Source organism: Caulobacter sp. Root1472 (assembly GCF_001426985.1).
GTDB classification, from domain to species: Bacteria; Pseudomonadota; Alphaproteobacteria; order Caulobacterales; family Caulobacteraceae; genus Caulobacter; species Caulobacter rhizosphaerae.
This window is the reverse complement of sequence record NZ_LMFX01000001.1, coordinates 516,802-535,120: the sequence shown is the minus strand read 5'-3', so window position 1 is coordinate 535,120 and position 18,319 is coordinate 516,802. Positions and strand designations below refer to the sequence as shown.

Sequence of the window (18,319 nt, the reverse complement as noted above, 5' to 3'; positions counted from 1 at the left end):
GATTACTCGACGATGACGAGCGGCTCGCCGAATTCGACGGGCTGGGCGTCTGCCACGAGAATCTCGACGACCTTACCGGCCTTGGGCGCCGAGATCGGGTTCATGGTCTTCATGGCTTCGACGATCAGCAGGGTCTGGCCGGCGCTCACCGTGTCGCCCACCTTGATGAAGGCGTCGGCGCCGGGCTGGGGCGACAGGTACACGGTGCCGACCATCGGCGACTTGACGGCCTCGCCGGCGTGGGCGGCCGGCGCGGGCGTGGCTTCAGCGGCAGGCGCGGCGGCGGCCGCCGGAGCCGGGGCGGGCGCATAGGCCGGCGCGGCCGTGGCCTGGACATATTGCGTCGGCGCGGCGGCCACGGTCAGTTCGCGAGCGACCCGGATCTTCAGACCCGCATGTTCGACCTCGATCTCCGACAGGCCGGTGTCCTTCAGGATGTCGGCCAGCTTGCGGACCAGGCGGGCGTCGATCGACGGAGTCTCGACCGGATCGGCGGGGGCCTTGGGATTGGACATGGAAGGTTACCTTGCTGTCTTCTGAAGCCGGGATCGCCGGCTAGTTCGCGCCGATCAGGCCGGCAGCGGCCTCGATCGCCAATTCATAGCTCGCCGCGCCGAAGCCGGAGACGATCCCGGTCGCCGCGAGCGAAACGAAGGTGTGGCGGCGGAATTCCTCCCGCGCCGCCGGATTGGACAGGTGACACTCGATGACCGGGATATTCAAGGTCTTCAGGGCGTCAAGGAGAGCGATCGACGTATGTCCATAGCCCGCCGGATTGATCACCAACGCGCAGGCCTCCGTCCGGGCTTCCTGAACCCAGTCGATCAGCGCGCCTTCGTGGTTGCTCTGCCGGAAGATAACGGAAAGACCCCGAGCGGCCGCGCGCGCCTCGCAGCGCGTGCGGACATCGTCGAGCGTGTCCTTGCCGTAGATCTCGGGCTCGCGCGTTCCCAATAGGTTGAGGTTGGGTCCGCTCAGCACATGGATCGGTTTTACCATTCGGCTCCGCCGTCGATTCCGGGAGGTCTTGTATAGCCGGTTCCCTCGCGTCACAAGCAGGGCTCGCTTCGGAGGTGACATGAGGCTTCTACTGAACGGCGAAGAACGGGAGATCGCCGACATCGCCAGCATCGCGGATCTTGTGTTCGCCCTGGGCCTGGACGCCCGCAAGGTGGCGGTGGAGCGCAATCTCGAGATCGCCCCACGCTCGACATACGCCGACACCGCCCTGGCTGATGGCGACAGGATCGAGATCGTCACTTTCATCGGCGGCGGCTAGGCCTGGACGTTTGAAACCCTGGGCGCGGAGGCGTAAACCCAACCCATGAACGCGCACGTGCCCCCCGAATCCGCCATCGCCACCGCCGAAGACGACTCCTGGACCGTCGCTGGCCGCACCTTCCGCTCGCGGCTGATCGTCGGCACCGGCAAGTACAAGGACTACGCCACCAACGCCGCGGCGGCGAAGGCGGCAGGGGCGGAGATCGTCACCGTGGCCGTGCGCCGCGTGAATCTGACGGACCCGACCCAGCCGCTGCTGGTCGACCATGTCAAACCCACCGAATTCACCTTCCTTCCGAACACCGCGGGCTGTTTCACCGGCGAGGATGCGGTGCGCACCCTGCGCCTGGCCCGCGAGGCCGGCGGTTGGGACCTGGTGAAGCTGGAAGTGCTGTCCGATCCCAAGACCCTCTATCCCGACATGGAAGAGACCCTGCGCTCGCTGAAGCTGCTGGTCGCCGAAGGCTTCCAGGTCATGGTCTATTGCTCGGACGATCCCGTCTACGCCCGCAAGCTGGAGGACGCCGGCGCGGTGGCGATCATGCCGCTGGGCGCGCCGATCGGCTCGGGTCTGGGCATCCAGAACCGCGTGAACCTGCGGATCATCGTCGAGAACGCCAAGGTGCCGGTGCTGGTCGACGCGGGCGTAGGCACGGCTTCCGACGCGGCGATCGGCATGGAACTGGGCTGCGACGCCATCCTGATGAACACCGCCATCGCCGAGGCCAAGGATCCGATTCGCATGGCTCGGGCGATGAAGCACGCGGTGATCGCCGGCCGCGAAGCCTATCTCGCCGGTCGGATGCAGAAGCGGCTCTACGCTGATCCCAGCTCGCCGCTGGCGGGCCTGATCTAGGCCAAGCCTAGACCTTCTTGGCCTTTCCGGCTCGAGCCTGGTCGATCGCCAGGTTGAGGGCGTGCATGTCGGCGCCGGGTATCATCTGGTCACCGACCAGGAAAGCCGGCGTTCCCTCAATGGCCAAGGCCTCGGCCAGGGCGTGAGTGTCGGCCAGGTGCTGAGTCGTGGCCTCCGACACGCCCGTTGCGCGGGCCTTGGCCACGTCGATGCCAAGCTGCTGGGCGATGCGGACGACGCCCGCTTCGTCCAGGCTCTTTTCGGCCATCAGGCGCTTGTGCAGCTCGATCGTCTTGCCCTGGTCCTTGGCTCCGAGGACCATCCGGGCCGCGACTTCCGAGTCGTGGCCGAAGATCACGAAGTCCTTGAACACGAAACGAACGTCCGGGTTCTTCTGGATCAGCTCGACGATCTGCGGCGCGGCCAGCTTGCAGTAGCCGCAGCGGTAGTCGAAGAACTCGACCACCGTGATCGAGCCGTTCGGATTGGCCACGAAGTCCCGGGGGTCGTTCTCGAGCGCCTGGCGATATTTGGTGATCGCGCCCTTGGCGTTCTTCGTCTTCTCGGCGACCTGCTTTTCCTGCAGCTTGGCGCTCATCTCGACCAGCACCTCGGGATGCTCGATCAGATAGGCATGCACCTTCTCGCCGAACGCCTTGTCGGCGTTGGCCTGGCCGCAACCGATCAGGGAAAGGGCGACGAGGGACGCGGCGGCGACCGCCAGCGGACGGAAGGTGAGGGGCATGGAGATCTCTGGAAGGGGGCGGCCTAGCGGCGCAGGCCCGAGGTGACGGCGCCTTCCTTGGCCAGGTCCTTGAGGTCCTGGTTGGAAGGATTGGAGGTCAGGACGATGTCGGTGGCGCGGCGCCACTCCACGCTGTCCTTCTTGAGCAGTTCGCGAGCCCGCATGGCGAAGACCCGCGCTTCCTGGGTCGCGCCCATGTTGAAATATTGCTCGGCGGTGGCCAGGCGGGCTTGGCCGTCCTCGCCGCGCTTGTCATAGGCCTGGGCCAGCAGGCGCCAGGCGACGGAGTTGTCGCTTTCGTCGAGCAGAGAGCGTTTCAGCTCGTTGATGCCTTCCTCGACCTTCTTAGGGTCGTCGAGTCCGATCAGGGTCTGGCCCAGATTGACCCGCAGCAAGGCGGCGTCGGGCTTCAGCGCCACCGAGCGGCGCTGCGGCTCCTCGGCTTCCTTGACCCGATTGAACTCGAACAGGATCTGGCCCTTCAGCTCCCAAAGATAGGGATTGTTCGGATTCTCCGTGATCAGCCCGTCGAGGATCTTCAGGGCCCGGTCAGGCTCCTTCATCTGGTAATAGGCGATGGCGCGTGCGTAACGGGCCGGGAAGGCTCGGTCGGTTTCCTTGTACTTCACGATCGCCACGCCGGGGTTGATGAAGCCCTCCAGCTTGGCCTTCATGATCTCGTGCTCGGCCAGGGACTGCGGATCGTCGACGGCATTGTAGTGCGGCAGCTTTTCGACACGGCCGCGCAGGGCGTCGATGCGATCGCCCGACAGCGGGTGGCTGCGGAAATAGGCGAAGCGCCGCGACTGGTCGAAGACCTCCTGGTAGCGGAAATTGTCGAAGAACTCGACCAGGCCGCGGCCCGATTGGCCCGTAGCTTCCAGGAAACCGGCGCCGGCTTGGTCGGCGCGAGATTCCTGGTCGCGGCTGTAGCCCAGAGCGCCGAGTTGGCCGAAGTACGAGGCGTTGCCCATCAGCACCGCGCCGGCGTCCGGCGCGCCGGCCAAGGCGGCCAGGACGCCCAGGCCCATCGTCAGGATCATCGGCTTGAGGCCGGCCCGCATCATCTCGCCCGAACGCAGGGGGTGGGCCCCGGCCAGGTGTCCGGTTTCGTGGGCGATGACGCCCTTCAGCTGGTTGGGCGTCTCGGTCTGCAGGATCAGGCCGGTATTGAGGCCCATCATCAGGCCTTGGGTGGCGAAGGCGTTCAGTTCCTTGTCGCCGACTAGCAGGATGCGAACCGTCTTGGGATCCAGTCCGGCCGCCGCATAGATCGGATCGGCGTCGCGGTGAAGGATTTCCTCGATCTCGGTGTCGCGGATCAGCGAGGGGCCGTCCTGTGCATGGGCCGGCGCGACGGGAACCAGGATGGCCGCCAGCAGGGCCAGCGCGGACAGCGCCGATCCCGTCTTCCTGGCTATTGTTTCGGAAGCCGCCCTTGTCCGGGAGGTCATCGAAGCTCTCCTGATCACGCCCCCGCGCTCAAGCCGGCAGTCTAACGCTGTTCTCGACAACCTGGGAACATTCCGTCGGACCTATGTCCGGATATAGGCGTGAAGCTCGGCGGGACCAGGGCCCCGCCGAGCTTCATTTCGAGACCGTCAGCCGCGCCGCCACCAGCCGCGCTTGGGCTTTTCCGGAGGGGTCAGGATCTCGGCGGGGTCGGGCTCCACGGAAACCGGGGCCGCTTCCGCCGCGACGACCGCGACAGGTTCCGGTTCGGCGACTGGAGCAGCGATCTCGACTTCCGCCGCGACCAAGGGCGTTTCCTCAACCGTTTCGACCGAAGGCGCTGCGGCCGAAGGCGTTTCGACGACGGGCGCCTCGACGGCAGCTTCAGCCGAAGCCTCGGCGTCGGCGGTCTTGCGACCCCGGCTACGGGGACGGCGGGCCTTCTTGGGCGCCTCGTCCTGAGCCGGCAGTTCGACCCAGACATCGGCCGGCGGGCCTTCGATCACGGCCGGAGCCAGCGGCGCGACCTCCAACTCGGCGACATCGACCCGCGGCGCGGGAGTGCGTTCGGCGCGCGGCGCTTCGGACGTCTCGTTCCGCTCGCTGCGTTCGCCACGACCACGCCCACGGCGACCGCCGCGTTCGCCGCGCTCGGCGCGTTCCGGACGCTCCGCCCGTTCGGCGACAGGCGCCTCGGCCCGCTCCGGACGTTCGCCGCGCTCCGGACGATCATTGACCGGACGGCGGCCATCCAAGGCCTCCGGATCGTGCCAGACAAAGGCGTTCTCGCCGAACGGCACCCGCGGACGGGTCCAGGTGAAGGCGTCGGCCGGACGATCCCCGTCCTCGCGACCGCCGCGACGACCGCCGCGACGACCCCGACGGCGACGGCGGCGACGCGATTCCTCGTCCTCGCCCTCGATGTCGCCCTCAACGCGATCGGCGCCCTCGACGTCGTCGTCATCATCTTCGCCAGCGACCTCGGCCGGCGCCTCGTCACGATCGTCGCGACGACCGCCGCGACGGCGACGCTTGCGGCCGCGACGGCCTTCGTCTTCCGAGGTCTCGACGCGGGCCGGACGAGCGACGCGGGACGCATCGTCATCCTCGCTCTCGTCCTCGTCCCCGGCGACGATGTCCTCGTCTTCCTCGTCCTCCTCGTCGTCGAAGGCCTCGTCCTCATAGACGGGCTCCGGTTCGATCGGTGCGAAGATCTGCGGGGCGGGGCGCTCGCCGAGCTCGGTGCGGTCGATGTCGTGCTCGGCCTGGTGCAGGCTGTCATCGACCAAGACTGTGACGAACAGCGCGTGGGTCTGCTGCAGGCGCAGCAGATAGGCGCGCTTTTCGTTGAGGATGTAGATGCCGACCGGGCGGCTGACCTTCAGGGTGACGGCGCCGCCGCCCTTCAGGGCCTCGACCTCGACCGCGCGCAGGGCGGCCAGGGCGCTGGACTCGACGGAGCGGACACGGCCGGTGCCATCGCAGTGTTCGCAGACGTGGGTAGTGCCTTCCAGCACGCCGGTGCGGCGGCGCTGGCGGCTGATCTCCATAAGGCCGAAACCGCTGATCTTGCCCATCTGGATGCGGGCGCGATCGTCCTTGAGGGCGTCCTTGAGGACCTTCTCGACGGCGCGGTTGTTCTTGCCTTCATCCATGTCGATGAAGTCGATGACGATCAGGCCGGCCAGGTCGCGCAGGCGCAGCTGGCGAGCGGCTTCTTCAGCCGCCTCCAGGTTGGTCTTCAGCGCGGTGGCTTCGATGTTGCGCTCACGCGTCGCCTTGCCCGAGTTGACGTCGATGGCGACCAGGGCCTCGGTCTGGTTGATCACCAGATAGCCGCCCGAGCGCAGCGGCACGACCGGCGAATAGATCTGGGCCAGATGGTCCTCGATCTTGTGTTTGACGAACAGCGGGGCCGGCTCGCGGTACGGGAAGACCTTCTTGGCCTGGCTGGGCATCAGCATGCGCATGAAATCGCGCGCTTCCTTGTAGCCGGCCTCGCCCTCGACCCAGATGCCTTCCAGGTCCTTGTCGTACATGTCGCGGATGGCGCGCTTGACGAGGTCTTCCTCCTCGTAGATCAGCGCCGGCGCGATCGAGTGCAGGGTGTTGTCGCGGATGTTTTCCCACAGCCGCAGCAGGTATTCGTAGTCGCGCTTGATTTCCGCCTTCGTGCGTTTGGCGCCGGCGGTGCGCACGATCAGGCCCATGCCCTGCGGCACGTCCAGCCCCTGCACCACGCTCTTGAGGCGCTTGCGGTCGGTGACCGTGGTGATCTTGCGGCTGATGCCGCCGCCGCGGGCGGTGTTGGGCATCAGGACGCCGTAGCGGCCCGCCAGCGAGAGGTAGGTCGTCAGGGCCGCGCCCTTGTTGCCGCGCTCTTCCTTGACGACCTGGACCAGCATGATCTGCCGGCGGCGGATCACTTCCTGGATCTTGTACTTGCGCATCAGGCGGCGCTTGCGGCGCGCCAGTTCTTCCTCGACGGCGTCTTCCTCGTCGTCGACCACGTCACCGTCATCGTCTTCGCGGGCGTGATGGTGATCGTCCTCGTCGTCGTGCGAGTCGTCGCGCATCAGCGCTTCGCGGTCGGCGACCGGGATCTGGTAATAGTCCGGGTGGATCTCGTTGAAGGCCAGGAAGCCATGGCGGTTGCCGCCGTACTCGATGAACGCAGCCTGGAGGCTGGGTTCAACGCGGGTCACCTTGGCGAGATAGATATTTCCTCGGAGCTGCTTTCGGGTCTGGCTTTCGAAATCGAATTCTTCAACCCGCGTACCGTCCACGACCACCACACGCGTCTCTTCGGCGTGGGCGGCGTCGATCAACATCTTCTTCGACATAAAGGGTATCTCCACGGCGCGCGGCGAACGCTAGGTCCGGGCGCCGATATGATTGAAAGGCGCGCACGTCACCGCCCGTCGCCCCGCCGAAGCGGTTGCGGAAGGTCGGTCGCCAAAGGCGGTCGGGTGCGGCGCAGCCCATAAGGTTTCTGTGTTCCTTAAACGCGCCGGAGGGCGCGGATCGGATGGAGCGTCGACGCCGGAGCGGCTTAAGGGTCCGACGCGAACCCTGCGGGTCGATCCAGGCGAAGGCTTCGCGCCTCACGCTGGTAATCGAGCCCAAACTCGTTTCAGTCCGGCGGTCCGGCCACGAACAAGATTGCACCCTCAGGATACAAGCCGGTCCGTGAGATAGGAGCCGCTCACGCTTTCCGCCATGACGATCACGGCGCTCAGCGCGCGGACCATAGTGTAGCAACATCGTATCGTAAAAGAAAAGCGCTCGACTGACGCCATCTGCGCCGCCGTGTCGCGCCTTGGGTTAACGCTTTCTCTACCCGGAAATGCGGATATCAGTTTTGGTTTAGGTTGGGCCCCTGGGGCGACGGACGGCATGAACAGTGTCTTGATCTCGGCGACGAGGACGGGGTGGGCGCGCGCGGCGATGATCGTCGGCGGCCTGGCTCTGGCTGGCGTGGCCGTGGCCATGGCCCATGGTCCGGCGCCCGCCGCCGGCGTCCAGAAGGTCCGTTTCGGCGGAGACCGTAACGAAACCCGCATCGTCATCGACCTCGATCGCGCCGCCACCGGCAAGCTGTTGGCGGACGGCGCCGCTGATCGCCGGGTCGTCATCGCGCTGCCCAACGTCGCGACGGCCGGCGACCTGCAGGGCGCGGGTCAAGGCCTGGTCGAGCGCTGGGCGATCGACGAAGCCGCGGGCGGCGCCCGCCTGCGTCTTGACCTGAAGGCCAACGCCGAGGTTCGCCGGCGCTTCCTGCTGCCGCCGGGCGACGGCGCTTCGGCCTATCGCTACGTCATCGACCTGAAATCCACCGATGCCGCTGGCGCGGCCCAGGCGCCGAGCTCGAAGCCGACCCTGGTTTCGGCGCCGATGAAGGCTCCGGCCCTGCGCTTGAAGAAGGTGATCGTCATCGACGCCGGCCACGGCGGCAAGGATCCGGGTTCCTCGGGCTCCGACACCGCCGAGAAGGACGTCACTCTGGCCGCCGCCAAGGCGCTGAAGGCGAGGCTGGAAAAGTCGGGCCGCTATACCGTGGTCATGACCCGCCAGTCCGACACCTTCGTGCCGCTGGAGGCTCGCGTTCAGATCGCCCGCCGGGCCGATGCGGACCTGTTCATCTCGCTGCACGCTGATTCGGGCCCCGACGCCACGACCCGCGGCGCCAGCGTCTACACCTTGTCCGAAAAGGGCACCGAGCGCGTGGCGCGGGTGCTCGAGAAGGACGACTGGCTGATGAAGGCCAACCTGCCGGGCCGCGACCGAGCGGTCAGTCAGATCCTTCTGGACCTGTCGCAGCGCGCCACCAAGAATCGCTCCGCCGCCTTCGCCGAAACCCTGCTGCAGTCGGTGGGCGAGGAGACGACCCTGCTGCGCCGCAGCCACCGCGACGCCGGTTTCATCGTGCTGTTGGCGCCGGACGTGCCGGCCGTGCTGCTGGAGATGGGCTTCATCACCAATGCCGATGACGAGCGTCTCCTCAAGACCTCCGCGGGTCGCGGTCGGCTGATGGACGCCGTGGCCGGATCGATCGAATCTTATTTCGCGAGCCAGACGCGCCTCGCCGCCCGCTAGGCGCAAGGGTTCGCCCGTCGGGACGGCGAGAGCCGTTGGCGCCTTGACCGATGCGCGCTAGAGGATTCCAACGGAGCGGGCGGAAGTGCGTCGCCCGACGGAGGCGGCGTGGATCTGAAGCCTAGACAACGATGGATCGCCATCGCCGGCGTCACGGTGCTGTCCGCGATCGCCGTCGCCGGATTCGCCATCGCCATCTATGCCGCTTGGCTGTTCCACGACATGCCGGACGCTGGCGAACTGCAGGACTATCGCCCGCCGACCGCCACGCGCGTCTATGCGTGGGACGGCACCCTGATCGGCGAATATTCCAAAGAGCGCCGGATCTTCGTGCCCTACGACCAGATCCCGCCGCAGTTGGCCCAGGCCTTCCTGGCGGCCGAGGATCACAACTTCTTCAAGCACGGCGGCGTCGATGTCGGCGGCTTCTCGCGGGCCATGCTGAACAATATCGGCAACGCTGCGCGCGGTCGTCGCCTCGAAGGCGGCTCCACGATCACCCAGCAGGTCGCCAAGAACGTCCTGCTGACCAGCGACGCGACGGTCGGGCGGAAGTTCAAGGAAGCGATCCTGGCCCACCGCCTCGAGCAGTCGCTCGACAAGCAGCAGATTCTCGAGCTGTACCTGAACGAGATCTGGCTGGGCTATCGCTCGTACGGGGTCGGCGCGGCCGCCTATAACTATTTCGGCAAGTCGCTGCCGGAACTGACCCTGGCGGAAAGCGCCTTCCTGGCGGCGCTGCCCAAGGGACCGGACAACTATCATCCGATCCGCAACAAGGCGAAGGCCAAGGCCCGCCGCGACTGGATCCTGGGCCAGATGGCCGACCTGGGCTGGGTCAGCCAGGCCGACGCCAAGAAGGCGATGGCGGAGGACCTCGTCGTCCAGCCGGCCCCTAAGCGCGCCGCCTATCGCGACGCCGACTATTTCGTCGAGGAGGTGCGCCAGCGCGGCGTCGCCACCCTCGGTCCGCGCCTCAACGAGGGCGGCTATTACATGCGCACCACCCTGGACCCCAAGCTGCAGACCGCGGCCCGGGTGGCGCTGATGGAAGGCCTTGAAAAGTACGACCGTCGCCATGGCTGGCGCGGCGCCTGGGGTCATGTGGAAGCTCTGGACGCCGACTGGGAAAAGCAGGCGCTGAAGAAGGCTCCGGCCTCCGAGCGCCGCGGCTGGCGGCCGGCCATTGTCACGTCGGCTTCGGGCGGCGTCCGCCTGGCCAAGGGCGAAGGCGAAGGGACCATCGCTGGCGAGGACATGGCCTGGGCCAACGCCACCAAAGGCCTGAAGGTTGGCGACCTGGTGTTCGTTGAGAAGCCCGACGGCGCCGCCGCCTACCGCCTGCGCCAAGTTCCCATCGTCAACGGCGCCCTGGTGGCCATGGAACCCTATACGGGCCGCGTCATGGCCCTGGTCGGCGGCTACAGCTTCTCGCTGTCGAACTTCAACCGCGCGACCCAGGCGATGCGCCAGCCGGGTTCTGCCTTCAAGCCGTTCGTCTACGCCACGGCCCTGGAGAACGGCTACACGCCGGCCAGCGTGGTGGTCGACAGCGCCATTACCCTGAAAGGGGCCAATGGCCAGGACTGGAGCCCCGAGAACTATCACAAGAAGTTCTACGGAGCCCTGCCGCTGCGCAAGGGCCTGGAGCAGTCGATCAACGCCATGACCGTACGCCTGGCCCAGAGCGTCGGCATGAAGAAGATCGTCGAAACCGCCAAGAAAACCGGCGTGACCCGCGACATGGCGCCGGTCCTGGCCATGGCCTTGGGCGCGGGTGAGACCACGCCCTTCAAATTGACCACGGCCTATACGCCGTTCGTCAACGGCGGCCGCCGCGTCGAGCCGCACCTGATCGAACTGGTGCAGGACCGCGAGGGCAAGGTGATCTTCCGCGCCGACAAGCGCGACTGCGTGCGCTGCAACGCCGGCTTCAACGGCGACGAGAGTCCTCGTATCCCGGCGCTCGGCGAACAGGTCATGGACCCCATCACCGCCTACCAGATCACCTCGATGCTGCAAGGCGTGGTCCAGCGCGGCACAGCGGCCCAGGCCAGCTCGCTGGGCTATCCGCTGGCCGGCAAGACCGGCACGACCAACGAGTATCGCAGCGCCTGGTTCATGGGCTATTCGCCCAACCTGGTGGTCGGCGTCTTCATCGGCTTCGACGACAACCGCTCGCTGGGCGAGGGCGAAACGGGCGCGACTGGCCCGGTGCCGATCTTCATGGACTTCATGCGCGAGGCGCTGAAGGGCCAGCCGAAGACCGAATTCAGGGCCCCCGCCAACGCCAAGTTCGCCATGGTCCGCGGTATCCGCGAGGCTTTCCGGCCGGGTACGGAGCCGAAGGTCTTCGTGCCGACCGAGAGCAGCGGACCGCAGCCCTACGGCCAGGCCTGGCCGGATGGCCAGATCGGACCGGCCCCCACCCAGGGTCCCGCCAAGCCGCCGCCCCAGGCGCCGGACATCAGCGGGCTCTACTAATCGTCGCCCAATTCGTGCGGGGTCATTGCGCCGACTCCGGGCGCGGGCTATGTCCCGCGCCCTTCAACACTGTCACGGAGTTACGTGATGAGACCGGATGTCGAGGCCTCCGCGGCCGACATCGAGCAGTCCGTAGGACTGCTCAGGAGGCGTCTTTGACTGGGATGTCGCCCTACGCAAGCTCGATGAGCTGAACGCCCGGGTCGAGGACCCGACCCTTTGGGACCGCCCCGCGGAAGCCCAGGCCGTCTCCCGCGAACGCGCCGCCCTGGCCGCCCGGGTCGAGGCCGTGCAGGTGCTGGAACGCGGCCTGAAGGACGCGCTGGAATATGCCGAACTGGCCGACATGGAGGGCGACGAAGCCCTGCTGGAGGACGCTCGCGCCCAGCTCAAGGACCTGAAGGAACGCGCCGGTCGGGCGGAACTGGAGGCCCTGCTGTCGGGCGAGGCCGACGGCAACGACTGCTATGTCGAAATCAACTCCGGGGCCGGCGGCACCGAGTCCTGCGACTGGGCGGGCATGCTGTTGCGCATGTACAGCCGCTGGGCCAACGCCCATGGCATGAGCGTCGAGTTGGTCGAAGAGACCTCCGGCGACCAGGTCGGCATCAAGTCGGCGACGCTGCTGGTCAAGGGGACGAACGCCTATGGCTGGCTGAAGACCGAGGCCGGCGTCCACCGCCTGGTGCGCATCAGCCCCTACGACGCCGCCGCCAAGCGCCACACCAGCTTCGCCTCGGCCTGGGTCTATCCGGTGGTCGACGACACGATCGAGATCGAGATCAATCCGTCGGACGTGCGCACCGACACCTATCGGGCCTCCGGGGCCGGCGGGCAGCACATCAACAAGACCGATTCGGCCGTGCGCCTGACGCACATTCCGACCGGCATCGCCGTGGCCTGCCAGGCTGGCCGTTCGCAGCACCAGAACCGCGAGGAGGCCTGGAAGATGCTGCGCGCCCGGCTCTACGAGGCCGAACTGCAGAAGCGGGAAGCCGCCCAGCAGGCCCTGGAAGACCAGAAGACCGACATCGGCTGGGGGCACCAGATCCGCAGCTACGTCCTGCAGCCCTACCAGATGGTCAAGGACTTGCGGACCAATGTCGAGACGTCCGACACCCAGGGCGTACTGGACGGCGACCTCGACCAGTTCATGGGCGCTTCGCTGGCCCAGCGCGTCGGGGCCACGCGAGACGCCCAGGCCTAGCTTGAGCGTCGATTTGCAATGCAAAACGCCCCGGAGCGATCCGGGGCGTTTCTTATGGTCGCCGCCCCGGGTCGTGGAAGAAGGCGTCGGCGGCCATTTCTTCAGGCTTTCGTCCCGGCGCCGGCAACTGAGGGCCTTTCCTCGCCAGCCACAGGAAGACCGGTGCTTCGATGAGGAATATCGTTCCGCCCAACAGGTCCCAGGGCGGCGCGTGGCCCAAGAACAAGATCCACGCCCAGCCCGCCATCCCTGACGATATCAGGCAAGACAGGATCAGCGCGAAGACCCAGACGACGGCCAGCCAGCTTTTTCGGCGATGCCGGGCTTTCAACGAAGTCCGCCATCCGGGTTCGTTGTGCGGCAATGGGGTTAGGCGACCGGCTTGGCTTCCAGCATCGGCGGCGGCGCGGGCTGGGCCTGCGGCGCGGCCGGACGCTGGAATTTCAGGCTGCGGCCCTGGAAGAAGGCCCCGGTTTCCATCGCCAGCTGCTCGTGGGTGATGTCGCCGTCGACATAGGCGGTGCCGTAGAGGCGGACCTGCTTGGCGGTGATCGCGCCGACGATCCGGCCCCGGACCTCGACCGCCTCGGCGTAGATCGAGCCCTCGACATGGCCGGTTTCGCCGATCGTCAGTCGGCCGACCCGGACGTCGCCGCGCACCACGCCGTCGATCTGCAGCTCGCCGTCGCCGGTAATGCCGCCTTCGATGGTGATGTCGGGGGAGACCAGGGAGGCCACCTTGGGCGGGGCCTTGCGGGCGGCGTCGGACGCAGCCGGCGCCATGGACATGGGCAGGGGCTCGATCTGGACCGAGCCCTTGGACGCCTTAGCTTGCTTGCTGAACATACTCACCAGCCTTCAAGAATCGGTTCGGGTTCTGGGCCCGACCGTTGACCCATACTTCGTAGTGCAGATGCGGACCGGTCGAGCGACCGGTCGAGCCCATGGCCGCGATGCGCTGGCCGATGGCCACGCGCTGGCCGACGCGGACCGAGGCGGCCTGCAGGTGGGCGTAGCGGGTCTTGAAGCCGGCGCCGTGGTCGATCTCCACGACATTGCCGTAGCCCGAACGCACGCCGACATAGGAGACCACGCCCGGGGCGGTGGCCATGATCGGCGTGTAGAACGCGCCGGGGAAGTCCAGGCCCGAATGGAAGGCCGGGCGATGGGTGAAGGGGTCGAAGCGGACGCCGTAGCTGCTGCTCAGCGCCGGATTGTTGGTCGGCCGGTAGAAGGGCAGCTGCTGCGAGGCGGCGCTCAGCTGGCGCATGTCCGACATGTCGGTGGCGGCGTGCTGGATGCGGCCGGCGAAGTCCTCGTCGACATCGAGCACGGCGGCCAGGGCGCGGGGATCCTTGGCCTCGATCAGCGGACCGCCCAGGGAAGAGCCGCCGTCGCGGCTGGTGAAGGCGCCAGCGTCCAGGCCGGCCATCCGCATGGCCAGGCGCAGGCGCTCGGCCCGGCTCTTGGCGAAGGTCTCGGCCGCGTCGATCAGCCGCTCCTGGTCCATCCGCGTGGCCTGGATGCGCTCGACCGGCGAGGCGCCCAGCACGTGCGGCTTGCCGACCTGCAGGGCCTGGGCGGCGCCGGGCACGCCCTTGAAGTCGCTGACCAGCAGGGCCAGGGCGGCGTGACGCTTCTCGACCGAGCTGGCCAATTCGTCCAGCGAGCCGCTGCTGGCCGACAGCTGGGCCACGGCGCTGTTCAGGCGCGCCTGGCGATCGGCGTTCAGGCGCTCGTAATAGGCCTTCTGCTTGATCACCATCTGGTCGGTCGAGCTGACCGACAGCACGTTGATCAACATGGCGGCGGTGCAGACGCCCATCCACAGGGCGGCGGCGGCCACGCCGGTCGCGCACATCAGTTGCTTGCCGGTGGAGAAGACATAGCCGCGCATCTCGCCGCCGGAGCGCACATAGAGATGACGCTCGGGGAAGAGCTCTTCCAGGGATTGTCGGATTCGCTTGAAGCGCGTGATCGCCATCGCCCTAGGAAACCCCCGTTTTCAAGGTCCCGGCGATATGCAACGAGAAAGCAGAAACGCGCAAGATACTTCGCGCCCTGTGTGGACACGGGGCGACTTTTTGCCTTAGCGACTCAACCGATAAAAGGTTCCGTGCCCCATGGCCACCACCGGCGCGGGTCGCTGTGGCGATAACCGCACGCCTGAGGCGGGGAAGCCACACCGTTATTTCAGAGTTCCTTCCTTGAGCGCCCGCGCGGCGGTCAGCACCGCCTTGATGTGGTTGGGCACCTTCACCTTGCGCCAGACGGCCCGGACCACGCCCTCGCGGTCGATCAGGAAGGTCGAGCGGTCGATGCCCATGTACTTGCGGCCGTACATGCTCTTCTCGACCCAGGCGCCGTAGGCCTCGACCGTCTCGCCGGTGGGGTCGGCGGCCAGATCGACAGTCAGGTCGTGCTTCTTGCGGAACTTGGCGTGCGAGGCGGCGCTGTCCTTGGACACCCCGACGATCACCGCGCCCATCTTGGCGAATTCCTCGACCTCGGACGAGAACTGCAGGGCCTGCGACGTGCAGCCAGCCGTGTCGTCCTTAGGGTAGAAGTAGAGCACGACGGCCTTGCCCTTCAGGCCGGACAGGCTGACGCGGCCGGTGTCGGTGGCCAGGTCGAAATCGGGGGCCTTGTCGCCGGGCTGCAGGTCGCTCATCGCACTCATCCTTCCAGTTCGCTGGGTGTGATCCTCGCCCTTCGACAGGCTCAGGGTGAGGATCACGCGGTCGTCTCAGTCGCCCTCATCCTGAGCTTGTCGAAGGACGAGAGCGGTATCCTAGACCGGCTTGACCAGCACGATCTTCTTCTTGCCCGCCGCCAGCTTGACGACGCCGTCGACGAGGTCGGCCTCGGTGACGACGCGGTTGGCGTCGGGTTCGGCCTTGTCGTTGACCTTGACGCCGCCGCCCTGGGCCAGGCGGCGGGCCTCGCCGCGCGAGGCGGCCAGGCCGGCGTCAGCGAACAGGTTGGCCAGGACGATCCCGGCCTTCAGGTCCGCGGCCGCAACCTCGAAGGTCGGCAGGTCGGCCGACAGCGCGCCCTGCTCGAAGGCCTTTTCGGCGGCGTCGCGGGCCTTGCGGGCCTCGTCCTCGCCGTGCGCCATCCGCGTAGCCTCGTCGGCCAGCACCTTCTTGGCCTCGTTGATCTGGGCGCCCGGCAGGGCCTCCAGCTCGGCGATCCGCGCCAATGGCAGGTCGGTGAACAGCTTCAGGAACCGGCCGACATCGGCGTCCTCGGTGTTGCGCCAGAACTGCCAGTAGTCGTAGGGACTCAGCTGCTCGGCGTTCAGCCACACCGCGCCCGACATGGTCTTGCCCATCTTAGCGCCCGAGGCCGTAGCCAGCAGCGGCGTGGTCAGACCGAAGGCGGCCTTCTGGTCGACGCGGCGCGTCAGCTCCACGCCATTGAGGATGTTGCCCCACTGGTCCGAGCCGCCCATCTGCAGCACGCAGCCGTACTTGCGGTTCAGCTCCAGGAAGTCGGTGGCCTGCATCAGCATGTAGTTGAATTCGAGAAAGGTCATCGGCTGCTCGCGCTCAAGCCGCAGCTTGACCGAGTCGAAGGCCAGCATCCGGTTGACCGTGAAGTGCACGCCGTAGTCGCGCAGGAACTGCACGTAGCCGAACTTGCTCAGCCACTCGTCGTTGTCGACCATGATGGCGTCGGTCGGCCCGTCGCCGAAGGTCAGGAACCTGGCGAAGACCTGCTTGATGCCGGCGATGTTGGCGGCGATGTCGGCGTCCGACAGCAGCTTGCGGCTCTCGTCCTTGCCCGTGGGGTCGCCGACCTTGGTCGTGCCGCCGCCCATCAGGACGATCGGCTTGTGGCCGGCCTGCTGCAGACGGCGCAGCATCATGATCTGGATCAGGCTGCCCACGTGCAGCGACGGCGCGGTGGCGTCGAAGCCGATATAGGCGGTGACGATCCCGCCGGCGGCCGCGGCGTCCAGTTCCTCCGGATGGGTGATCTGGTGGATGTAGCCGCGGGCCTGCAGGGTCTGGAGGAATTCCGACTTGAACGATGCGGCGGCGGACATGGTTCGACTCTCTAGTTCGGGCGCGGGGGATTTCGGCGCCGGGCGTTCGGGTGACCGCGCGTCTAGCACGGGGGAGGCGGTCTGTGGCGAGGGTTTCATCGTGGCAGTCTCCTGGAAGGGATCCGGAGACGTTCGCTGGCCTGACGCGTCGCCGGTGGGGCGGGCGCATCGACGTGATCGGTCGGCCTCCCGCTAGGACAGCGGGCGGTAATAGGCGCGGGTGAGGCGGCGGTGATCGATCATGGGGCCTAGCTAGCCGGGCCGGGCCGTGGCAGTCAACCGGACCATGCGTATCCTGGGATTCATGACCGGCACCTCGCTCGACGCGGTCGACATGGCGGTGCTTGAGACCGACGGCGAAACCATCCAGGCCTTCGGGCCGGCGGGCGAGCGCAAGCTGCGCGAGGAGACCCGCGACCTGCTGCTGGTGGCCACCGAGGTGGCCAGGGGCTGGCCGCGTGACAAACCGGCGCCGGACATCTTCGAAGAGGCCGCCCAGGCGGTGGCCGACGAGCATTTCCATGCCGCCGAGAGCTTCCTGGCCGAGCATGGCCTGGCCTGGTCCGAGTTCGACCTGCTGGGCGTCCACGGCCAGACCGTGTTGCACGAGCGGCCTCATCCGGGCCGGATCGGCCGGACCGTGCAACTGCTCGACGCCGAGAGCCTGGCCCGGGCCTGCGGACGGCCGGTGGCGTTCGACTTCCGCAGCGCCGACGTGGCGGCGGGCGGGCAGGGGGCGCCGCTGGCCCCGGTCTATCACGCCGCCCGGGCCCAGGCCTCGGGCCTGGCCGCGCCGGTGGCGGCGCTGAACATCGGCGGCGTCGCCAACATCACCCTGATCGGCCCGGACGACGACCTGCTGGCCTTCGACACCGGCCCGGGCAACGGCATGATCGACCTGATGCTGCAGGCCCGGGGGCTGGGACGGTTCGACGAGAACGGCCGGCTGGCGGCGGCCGGCGCCGTCGACGAGGCCGTGCTGAAGACCTTCCTGGCCAGCGACTATTTCTCCGGACCGGCTCCCAAGTCGCTGGACCGCTACGACTTTCCGCTCGACCTTGTCGATCACCTGTCCTCCGAGGACGCCGCCGCCACCCTGGTGGCCTTCACCGCCGAGGCCGTCGTCAAGGCGTTCGAGCATGGCCAGCGTCCGCAGGCCCTGATCGTCTGCGGCGGCGGCCGCCACAATCCGCAGATCATGAAGGCCCTGGCCGACCGCGCCCCCGTGCCGGTCCGCACCGCCGAGGCCGTCGGCTGGCGCGGCGACGCCATCGAGGCCGAGGCCTTCGCCTTCCTGGCCGCCCGCACCGCGCGCGGCCTGCCGATCAGCTTCCCAGGAACGACCGGCGTGGCCGCGCCGATGACGGGGGGAAGGATCGTAAGGCCCTGAGGCTGTCACTTGCCCCCTACGAACCGCTTCGCGGTCGTCTTCCCCCCAGAGGGGGAAGAGCCTTGAGGCGAGCGCCGTGCGGCTCCGCCCCCTCTGGGGGCGGACAGACCGCGTAGCGGTCAGGTGGGGGCAAGCGTTGGCAGGCACGGTCTCTCATCCTCACGCGGCTGGCCGCTGAGCTGATGGAAAGGGACGCGGAGCGCCGGACACCGTCCGGAGTTTGAAAATGAATACCGTTTTCGACGAAGCCCGATCGC

The 18,319-nt window shown here is 67.4% G+C and carries 17 protein-coding genes; 6 read left to right on the top strand and 11 right to left on the bottom strand.

Going from position 1 to position 18,319, the window contains the following annotated elements:
* Positions 1-2: 2 nt before the first annotated feature.
* Positions 3-515, bottom strand: coding sequence for an acetyl-CoA carboxylase biotin carboxyl carrier protein (accB, locus tag ASD47_RS02185; RefSeq protein ID WP_056750912.1), 513 nt, complete (start codon positions 513-515; stop codon positions 3-5).
* Positions 516-555: 40 nt separating this feature from the next.
* The gene (locus tag ASD47_RS02180; RefSeq protein WP_056750910.1) at positions 556-999 is read right to left on the bottom strand and encodes a type II 3-dehydroquinate dehydratase; all 444 of its coding nucleotides are present in this window, start codon (positions 997-999) and stop codon (positions 556-558) included.
* Positions 1,000-1,078: 79 nt separating this feature from the next.
* On the opposite strand from ASD47_RS02180, the gene thiS reads away from it, so the two are divergent.
* Both thiS and ASD47_RS02170 read left to right on the top strand, forming a co-directional pair.
* On the top strand, positions 1,079-1,279 hold the full coding sequence (gene thiS / locus ASD47_RS27205) for a sulfur carrier protein ThiS (RefSeq protein WP_056750908.1): 201 nt from the start codon (positions 1,079-1,081) through the stop codon (positions 1,277-1,279).
* 45 nt (positions 1,280-1,324) lie between these two features.
* The gene (locus tag ASD47_RS02170) at positions 1,325-2,137 is read left to right on the top strand and encodes a thiazole synthase (protein WP_056750905.1); all 813 of its coding nucleotides are present in this window, start codon (positions 1,325-1,327) and stop codon (positions 2,135-2,137) included.
* 7 nt (positions 2,138-2,144) lie between these two features.
* On the opposite strand, the gene ASD47_RS02165 is transcribed toward ASD47_RS02170, so the two are convergent.
* From ASD47_RS02165 to ASD47_RS26455, 4 genes are all read right to left on the bottom strand, one after another.
* On the bottom strand, positions 2,145-2,882 hold the full coding sequence (locus ASD47_RS02165; RefSeq protein WP_056750902.1) for a DsbA family protein: 738 nt from the start codon (positions 2,880-2,882) through the stop codon (positions 2,145-2,147).
* 23 nt (positions 2,883-2,905) lie between these two features.
* The gene (locus tag ASD47_RS02160; RefSeq protein WP_056750899.1) at positions 2,906-4,336 is read right to left on the bottom strand and encodes a M48 family metalloprotease; all 1,431 of its coding nucleotides are present in this window, start codon (positions 4,334-4,336) and stop codon (positions 2,906-2,908) included.
* 147 nt (positions 4,337-4,483) lie between these two features.
* Positions 4,484-7,177: a ribonuclease E/G gene (locus tag ASD47_RS02155; protein WP_056750896.1), complete on the bottom strand. Its 2,694-nt coding sequence runs from the start codon at positions 7,175-7,177 to the stop codon at positions 4,484-4,486.
* Entirely contained in the window at positions 7,101-7,319 is a 219-nt protein-coding gene (locus ASD47_RS26455; protein WP_156402070.1) for a hypothetical protein, read from the bottom strand. Before ASD47_RS26455 ends, ASD47_RS02155 begins: the two co-directional genes overlap by 77 nt.
* A 411-nt stretch (positions 7,320-7,730) precedes the next feature.
* Here ASD47_RS26455 and ASD47_RS02150 point away from each other — a divergent pair, with 411 nt between their 5' ends.
* The 3 genes from ASD47_RS02150 to prfB all read left to right on the top strand — a co-directional run bounded on the left by ASD47_RS02150 (position 7,731) and on the right by prfB (position 12,621).
* Positions 7,731-8,930 (top strand): N-acetylmuramoyl-L-alanine amidase, encoded by a 1,200-nt coding sequence (locus tag ASD47_RS02150; protein ID WP_156402069.1) that lies wholly within the window; start codon positions 7,731-7,733, stop codon positions 8,928-8,930.
* Between the two features lie 108 nt (positions 8,931-9,038).
* Positions 9,039-11,414, top strand: a complete 2,376-nt coding sequence (locus tag ASD47_RS02145; RefSeq protein WP_056750888.1) for a penicillin-binding protein 1A — start codon at positions 9,039-9,041, stop codon at positions 11,412-11,414.
* 87 nt (positions 11,415-11,501) lie between these two features.
* Positions 11,502-12,621 (top strand): peptide chain release factor 2 gene (prfB, locus tag ASD47_RS02140; RefSeq protein WP_156402068.1). Its coding sequence is split into 2 segments (ribosomal slippage): positions 11,502-11,570 and positions 11,572-12,621, totalling 1,119 coding nucleotides; the frame shifts between segments, so codons are not numbered across the junction.
* Positions 12,622-12,673: 52 nt separating this feature from the next.
* Here prfB and ASD47_RS02135 read toward each other — a convergent pair.
* The 5 genes from ASD47_RS02135 to tyrS form a co-directional block, all read right to left on the bottom strand.
* Entirely contained in the window at positions 12,674-12,952 is a 279-nt protein-coding gene (locus tag ASD47_RS02135) for a hypothetical protein (protein ID WP_156402067.1), read from the bottom strand.
* A gap of 38 nt (positions 12,953-12,990) precedes the next feature.
* Positions 12,991-13,467, bottom strand: coding sequence for a polymer-forming cytoskeletal protein (locus ASD47_RS02130; RefSeq protein ID WP_056750882.1), 477 nt, complete (start codon positions 13,465-13,467; stop codon positions 12,991-12,993).
* Complete coding sequence (locus ASD47_RS02125; protein ID WP_056750880.1) at positions 13,448-14,605, bottom strand: peptidoglycan DD-metalloendopeptidase family protein; 1,158 nt, start codon at positions 14,603-14,605, stop codon at positions 13,448-13,450. The genes ASD47_RS02130 and ASD47_RS02125 overlap by 20 nt, the downstream gene beginning before the upstream one ends.
* Positions 14,606-14,809: 204 nt before the next feature.
* A complete protein-coding gene (locus ASD47_RS02120) occupies positions 14,810-15,292 on the bottom strand; it encodes a peroxiredoxin (RefSeq protein ID WP_056750877.1) in 483 nt (160 codons plus the stop codon).
* A gap of 120 nt (positions 15,293-15,412) precedes the next feature.
* Positions 15,413-16,672 carry a tyrosine--tRNA ligase gene (gene tyrS, locus ASD47_RS02115; RefSeq protein WP_056750874.1) on the bottom strand — a complete coding sequence of 420 codons (1,260 nt, stop codon included), beginning with the start codon at positions 16,670-16,672 and terminating at the stop codon, positions 15,413-15,415.
* 286 nt (positions 16,673-16,958) lie between these two features.
* Between tyrS and ASD47_RS02110 the strand changes: the two genes are divergently transcribed.
* Positions 16,959-18,062, top strand: a complete 1,104-nt coding sequence (locus tag ASD47_RS02110; RefSeq protein WP_056750872.1) for an anhydro-N-acetylmuramic acid kinase — start codon at positions 16,959-16,961, stop codon at positions 18,060-18,062.
* Positions 18,063-18,319: the final 257 nt, after the last annotated feature.

Coding starts and splice junctions, on each gene's coding strand:
- ASD47_RS02110 (WP_056750872.1), top strand. CDS start 16,959: ATGCGTATCCTGGGATTCATGACCGGCACCTCGCTCGACGCGGTCGAC.
- ASD47_RS02130 (WP_056750882.1), bottom strand. CDS start 13,467: ATGTTCAGCAAGCAAGCTAAGGCGTCCAAGGGCTCGGTCCAGATCGAG.
- ASD47_RS02180 (WP_056750910.1), bottom strand. CDS start 999: ATGGTAAAACCGATCCATGTGCTGAGCGGACCCAACCTCAACCTATTG.
- ASD47_RS02155 (WP_056750896.1), bottom strand. CDS start 7,177: ATGTCGAAGAAGATGTTGATCGACGCCGCCCACGCCGAAGAGACGCGT.
- ASD47_RS02165 (WP_056750902.1), bottom strand. CDS start 2,882: ATGCCCCTCACCTTCCGTCCGCTGGCGGTCGCCGCCGCGTCCCTCGTC.
- ASD47_RS02160 (WP_056750899.1), bottom strand. CDS start 4,336: ATGACCTCCCGGACAAGGGCGGCTTCCGAAACAATAGCCAGGAAGACG.
- ASD47_RS02170 (WP_056750905.1), top strand. CDS start 1,325: ATGAACGCGCACGTGCCCCCCGAATCCGCCATCGCCACCGCCGAAGAC.
- ASD47_RS02120 (WP_056750877.1), bottom strand. CDS start 15,292: ATGAGCGACCTGCAGCCCGGCGACAAGGCCCCCGATTTCGACCTGGCC.
- ASD47_RS02150 (WP_156402069.1), top strand. CDS start 7,731: ATGAACAGTGTCTTGATCTCGGCGACGAGGACGGGGTGGGCGCGCGCG.
- ASD47_RS02125 (WP_056750880.1), bottom strand. CDS start 14,605: ATGGCGATCACGCGCTTCAAGCGAATCCGACAATCCCTGGAAGAGCTC.
- thiS (WP_056750908.1), top strand. CDS start 1,079: ATGAGGCTTCTACTGAACGGCGAAGAACGGGAGATCGCCGACATCGCC.
- tyrS (WP_056750874.1), bottom strand. CDS start 16,672: ATGTCCGCCGCCGCATCGTTCAAGTCGGAATTCCTCCAGACCCTGCAG.
- ASD47_RS26455 (WP_156402070.1), bottom strand. CDS start 7,319: ATGGGCTGCGCCGCACCCGACCGCCTTTGGCGACCGACCTTCCGCAAC.
- accB (WP_056750912.1), bottom strand. CDS start 515: ATGTCCAATCCCAAGGCCCCCGCCGATCCGGTCGAGACTCCGTCGATC.